The following is a 6,316-nucleotide window of genomic DNA, read 5'->3' on the forward strand; positions in this document are numbered from 1 at the left end:
CCTCGACCCTCCCTGGCTTGCTTACCGGGCCGTGGCAACCCCACAGCCCACACCGGCGGGACAATCCGGTCCAACCAGCGTACCGCCCATATCCAACGCCGTTGGCGTCTAGTTCACTGAGGGTAGCTCGCGGCAGGGTGCCCTCGCCGGACACGGGAACTTAACGGGCGGGTTCCACGTGCGGTTCCCGGCGAAACTGAGGGGTCCCTCAGCTTGCGTAGACCTTGGGGTCCAGCGTGCCGATGTAGGGCAGGTCACGGTAGCGCTCGGCGTAGTCGAGGCCGTACCCGACGACGAACTCGTTCGGGATCTCGAAGCCCACGTACTCCACCGGCACGTCCACCTTGACCGCGTCCGGCTTGCGCAGCAGCGTGCACACCCGCAGCGTGGCCGGCCCGCGCGACTGCAGGTTCTTGAGCAGCCACGACAGGGTCAGGCCCGAGTCGATGATGTCCTCGACGATCAGCACGTCCCGGCCGGCGATGTCCCGGTCGAGGTCCTTGAGGATGCGCACCACCCCCGAGGAGGAGGTGGCCGAGCCGTAGGAGCTGACCGCCATGAACTCCAGCTGGACGGGGATCGGCAGGGCCCGGGCGAAGTCGGTCATGAACATCACGGCGCCCTTCAGGACGCCGACCAGCACGAGGTCCGAACGCGCGCCGCCGGCCGGATAGTCATCGGCCACCTGCTTGGCGAGTTCGGCGATCTTCTCGTTGATCTCTTGCTCGGTGATCAGCACGGAGGCGATGTCGCCGTCGTACACGCCTTCCCCTCTCAAGGTTCCCGGTCCGGCTTGTGCACGCAGAGCGTCCCATGGCCGCGCCGGGCCGCAAAGCCGCCCGGCAACCACACAGGCCCCTGACCACGCCATTCACTCACAAGGGCGTCCACCGACCGGAGGTGTCCGGCAGTGAGTTCGGCCACCCCGGCATCTTTCAGCCAACTTCTCAGCACGCGTTTGCGGACCGCGACCGGCACGTCACGCAAAGCCGCTACCTGCAGTGTTCCTTTGTCCTCTGCGGACTCCAGAATGCGCGCGGACCATGCGTCGAGCGCGTCGAGGTCCTCCCGCAGCTGATCCGCCGTCCGCGCGAGGGCCCCGGGAACTCCACCCTGAAGGACCTCCTCCATGAGGGGGATGACCTCATGCCTCAGACGCACACGGGTGAAGCGTTGATCTTCGTTGTGCGGGTCCCGCCAAGGCTCCAGGCCCAGTTCCCGGCACGCCTGAACGGTCGTCGCGCGACGAACCGTGAGCAGCGGGCGGCCCCAGGGCGGGTCGAGGGCGCGCATGCCGGCGATCGACCTCGGCCCCGAGCCGCGGCCCAGTCCGAGCAGGACCGTCTCGGCCTGGTCGTCCAGGGTGTGGCCGAGCAGGACCAGGTCACCGTGGTGTCTGAGCGCCTCGTAACGGGCTTTTCGTGCCGCTGCTTCGGGGCCGCCGTGGGTGCCGACCTGGATCCGGACGATCTTGGCCTTGATGTCCCGTTGCCGGAGTTGCTCCGCCGCGGTCTCGGCGACCTCGGCGGAGTTGTGCTGCAGGCCGTGGTCGACGATCACCGCTGTCACTTCGGTCAGCGTGCTTGCCGCTACGGCCAGCGCGAGGGAGTCGGCTCCGCCGGACACCCCGACCGCGATCCGGTCCGGATCGGTGTGCTGGAGCAGGGCTTTGACCGCGGTGCGGACGATCAGGGACGCACTCGGCGCAGCCATGCCTCAGGGTCCGTGATCTCCGCGCGCCGCGGCAGGGTCTCCGGCGAGGTCCAGACGGTGTTGAAGCCGTCCATCCCGGCCGCGTCGACGATGTGCTTGGTGAACGCGGCGCCCGCGGCGTACTGCTTGACCTTGGCGTCCACACCCAGAAGTGTGCGCAGCACCCGGTCGAGCAACCCGCCGCCGCGACGGCGTTCGGTGAACCGCCGCCGGATGACGTCCACGGTCGGCACGACCGCCGGGCCAACGTCGTCCATGACGAAGTCCGCATGCCCTTCGAGCAGCGTCGACAGCGAAATGAGCCGATCGAAGGTCTCGCGTTGTTCGGCGGACTGGAGCAGCTCCATCAACGCCACCGGGCCGGTGGACGTGCCGCTGTTGTCCAGCGACCGCCGCCGCGCCTGCTTGATCACCTCGGGCAACCGGTTCAGCGCGCTCGCGGCGGTGTCGTCCATGCCGGACAGGAACTTCTTCACCTCGCCCGCGAAGTACTCGCGCAGCCACGGGACCGCGGTGAACTGCAGCCGGTGCGTGCACTCGTGCAGCGCCACCCACATCCGGAAGTCGCGCGCGGGCACGTCCAAAGCTCGTTGCGCGCCAATGATGTTCGGCGCGACCAGGAGGAGACGGCCGCCGTCGTTGAACGGGTCGTACTGGCCGAGCACCCGGGAACCCAGGAACGCCAGCACCATCCCGGCCTGCACCCCGGCGCTGCCCGCCATCACGCTGCCCAAGGGGCCCGAGTAGGCCCGTGGCAGGGCACCTTCGGTGAGCACGGCCAGGCCCTCGGCCGCGGCCTTGATCCAGCCGGGCCGGTCGACGACCTCGCCCGGCGGCAGTGGCAGGCCCGCACCGAGCCCGGTCTGCAGCCGCACGTGCCCTTCGGCGACGTCGGTGATCTCCCGCAGCTCGCGGACCGCCGCCTCGGCCTCCGCTATCGGGACGTTCGGGCCGCCCCGGACCAGCCGTTGCCCGGTGGAGACGGCGAGCGCCCAGTCCACGGGCGACCCGGCCCCATCACGCTTGATCTCCATCGCCGCTTCCACCCCACCGACGCTACCTCAGCATTTGCGTCCCGTGGCGACACAACCACGGACAGCACATGAATGGTTACCTCGGTGTTCACCGGGTTTCACCTGCAGCCGCAGCTCCGGAGGGTCGAGGCGACCGCGTCGAGCGCCGGGCGGGCGGCGTCCGCGGCGGTCCCGTTGGTCATCATCGCGAACACCAGGATCCGGCCGTCGGCGTCCAGGACGACCCCGGCGAGCGAGTTCACCCCGGACAGCGTGCCGGTCTTGGCCCGGACCCAGCCGCGGCCGACCGCGGACGGCGTCCCGGGCTGGAACCGAGGCTCCAGGGTCCCGCTGCCACCGGCGACGGGCAGACCGCCGAGCAACGAACGCAACTTGGCGGTCCTCGGATCCTTGCCGTCCGGCCCGGCCGCGACCGCGAGCACCGACGCCAGCAGCCTGGCAGGCACATGGTCCGATGTGGACAGTCCACTGCCGTCGATCAGCGCCGCACCGGTCGTGTCGAACCCGTTCTCCTGCAACACCTTCAGCGTCGACCGGCTCACCCCGGCGAACGACGGCTCCTCGCCGACGGCCTTGGCGACCTCACGGGCGACGGTCTCGGCGAGCACGTTGTCGGAGATCTGCAGGTAGTTGTCGATCAGCTCGGCCAGCGGCGCGGACCGGATCTCGCCGAGCACCTTCGCGTCGGCCTCGGCGGTGATCTCCGGCTTCGCGGCGACCGTGGCACCGAGGCGTTTCGCCAGCTCGGTGGCGAGCGTGCGGGCGGGCTGGCCGCTGCGGGCGCTGACATCCAGCGCCGGGTTCTGCCGTCCGCCGTCCATCATCGCGGGCACGATCGGGGCGATGTACCCACCCGGCACGTCCCCGGGGATCCAGCCCTGCGCGAGACCGTCGCCGGTGTACCGGGTGACATCCAGGTAGACCTGCGTGACCTTGCCCCCTGCGTTCGCTTTCACCTGTGCGACAAGGTCATCCAGGTGCGCGGCGCCCTCGTAGACCGAGTTCTTCCCGGCGGGCAACGAGGAGATGGTCGGGTCGCCGCCGCCGACGAGCACCACCGACCCGGGTTCCTTCCCGGCCACCACCCGGGTGACGAACTGCTGGCCACGGTCGAGCTTCAGCAACGCCGCCGCCGACGTCAGCACCTTCGCGGTCGACGCGGGCATGATCGGCGTGGTGGAGTTGCGTTCCCACAACATCGTCCCGGTCGACGCGTCCATCACCGCGCCGGTCAACGTGCCCAACGCGGGCGCGGACGCAGGCCCGGACAAAGCGTTCTTCACCCCATCAGGGGTAGGCATGGGTGCGTCCGCACTGGGTCCCTTGAGGGCAGGCGTGAACGCCACCGGCGAAGGCGCGGGCTGGATCGCCACCGCGGGCGTGTCCTTGCCCAGCAACTTCTCCCGCACCTGCGGCACCCCGAAGGCAACCCCAACCGCCACAACGACAACAGCGGCGGCGGTGATCAGCAGGGCCTTCTTCTTGTTGCGTGGGGGCGCTTCCCGGGTCGGCTCGTCGTCCTCTTCCTTGGTGGGTTTGGGTTCGATGCGGACGGGGGCGGCGCGCGGGGGCTCCGGGGGTGGGTACCCGGGGCGGCTGACGGGTTTGACCGCGGGGCGGGAGTCCGGGTCCACCATCGGGAAGATGGCCGGGAGCTGGATGCGTTTGGTCGCTTCCTCGGTGTAGGAGCCGGGTTGGCGAGGCGGGACTTGGAGGCGGGAGGTGGCCGCCTCGGGTTTGCGCATCGGCGAGGTGGGTTGCGCTTCGGGCTTGGCCGGGCGGACGGGCGCCAGGCCCGCGACCGTCGGTGGGTCGATGGCCTTGCGCGGCGTGGCTAGGGGCCCGGTCTTGCCCTGGACGCCGGTGTTGCCCGGCGTGGTCAGGAGGCCAGGGTTACCCGGCCCGTTGGGGCCTGGCTTGCCCTGCGTGCCGGGTTTGCCCGGCGCGTTCAGAGGCCCGGTCTTGCCTTGGGGCCCCGTGTTGCTCGGTGCGCCTGGGGCATTCGGCGGGCCTGATTTGTTCGCCTGGCCAGGCTGGGCCGGGGCGTTCGGGGGGCCTGCTTTGCCTGCCATGGCTGCGTTGCCCGGCGGCTTCACCGACTGGGTGGCTGCCAGGCCGGGCGGGGTGAGTGGCGGGCCGGCTTGATTGGCGGTCTTGCCCGGGAGGCTGGTTTGGGTGGGTGGTTTGCCGGGCTGGGCCGGTTGCGTTGACCGGGTGGGTGGGGCTGGTGGCCGTCCTGGTTGGTTGGGCGGTTCGGTCGGACGGGTTGGTGTGGTGGGGCGGGTGCGGCCGGGTTTGGTCGGCGAGTCGTCGCGGGTGCGTGGCTGGGTTGGTGAGTCGTCGGTCTTGCCGGGTCGCACGGGGGTCAGGCCGGTCACCGTGGCGGGCTCGTCCGACGGCTCCGGGGTCTTCGGCTTGACCGGCTTCAACCCCGACACCGTCGGCGGTTCACTCAGCCGGGCGGTCTTCTCGCCTTCACCCGCCGCGGGCTTGACCGGTTCCACCCCGGACAACGTCGCGGGCTCGTCGGGAGCCGCCACGTCGTCGCGCCGCACGGGCTCGATCCGCGAGAGCGTCGCGGGCTCATCAGGCTCCTTGCCAACGCGCTCCTCGGACGGCTGGAACAACGACCACCCGGGCTCATCCGGAGCCTCACCACTCGGCTCGAACGCCGACCACCTCCACGACGGGCCGGTGTCGCCGTCCTCATCCCGCTGAACAGGCGCCACCCCGGAGAACGTCGCAGGCTCAGCCTCGGGCCCCTGCACCCCCGCGGAAGCCGGCTCCGTCGCCGACGCCACCTCAGCGGCAAACCCCGCCCACAGCTCCGGCTCGGCCTCCGGGGCCACCTCAGCGGCAAGGCCCGGTTCCGCGCCATCGACCTCATCGACCGACTCCACATCGGGCTCATCAGCAGCGCCCGGCTCCGCCGACCACCTCGAGCCCGACTCCGCGGCAGGGCCCGGCTCGCCATCCGCCGACCACCCCGATGCCGACTCAGCAGCAGGATCCGGCTCGCCTGCCCAAGCCCGGACTGACTCATCGGCAGGGCCCGATTCGGCGGCCGACTCATCCGCCCACGTCCCGGCCGACCCAGCGGTTGGGCTGGACTGGATGTCCAGATCGGCTGCAGAGACCGACTCATCGGCAGCGTCCGATGTGGTCTCCGACCCGGCGGCCCAAGGCGGGGCTGGCTCAGCGGCGGAGCCCGCCTGAGAGTCCAGGTCAGCAGCCCACGACTGGCCCGGCTCGGCACCGGCGCCCAACTCGGCATCCGACTCGCCTGCCCATACCGCAGCTGATTCAGCGCCCGAACCCGACTGAGCTTCCACGTCAGCAGCCCACGACTGGCCCGACTCAGCATCCGACTCGCCTGCCCAAGACGGGGCTGGCTCAGCGGCGGAGCCCGCCTGAGAGTCCAGGTCAGCAGCCCACGACTGGCCCGGCTCGGCACCGGTACCCAACTCGGCATCCGACTCGCCTGCCCAAGACGGGGCTGGCTCAGCGGCGGAGCCCGCCTGAGAGTCCAGGTCAGCAGCCCACGACTGGCCCGGCTCGGCACCGGTNCC

Annotated in this window: 4 protein-coding genes; all 4 read right to left on the bottom strand. The window is 70.7% G+C overall.

Translation table 11 applies throughout. From position 1 onward, the window contains the following. Window positions 1–208: 208 nt before the first annotated feature. On the bottom strand, window positions 209–763 hold the full coding sequence (gene hpt / locus AB0J95_RS02435; RefSeq protein WP_364751213.1) for a hypoxanthine phosphoribosyltransferase: 555 nt from the start codon (window positions 761–763) through the stop codon (window positions 209–211). 11 nt (window positions 764–774) lie between these two features. Beyond that, the gene (gene tilS / locus AB0J95_RS02440) at window positions 775–1,713 is read right to left on the bottom strand and encodes a tRNA lysidine(34) synthetase TilS (protein WP_364751215.1); all 939 of its coding nucleotides are present in this window, start codon (window positions 1,711–1,713) and stop codon (window positions 775–777) included. Continuing rightward, on the bottom strand, window positions 1,689–2,747 hold the full coding sequence (locus tag AB0J95_RS02445) for a zinc-dependent metalloprotease (RefSeq protein WP_364753410.1): 1,059 nt from the start codon (window positions 2,745–2,747) through the stop codon (window positions 1,689–1,691). Before AB0J95_RS02445 ends, tilS begins: the two co-directional genes overlap by 25 nt. A gap of 98 nt (window positions 2,748–2,845) precedes the next feature. Continuing rightward, complete coding sequence (gene dacB / locus AB0J95_RS02450) at window positions 2,846–5,647, bottom strand: D-alanyl-D-alanine carboxypeptidase/D-alanyl-D-alanine-endopeptidase (protein WP_364751217.1); 2,802 nt, start codon at window positions 5,645–5,647, stop codon at window positions 2,846–2,848. Window positions 5,648–6,316: the final 669 nt, after the last annotated feature.

Origin of the sequence: Actinocrispum sp. NPDC049592 (assembly GCF_040675465.1) — a bacterium.
Lineage (GTDB): Bacteria > Actinomycetota > Actinomycetes > Mycobacteriales > Pseudonocardiaceae > Kibdelosporangium.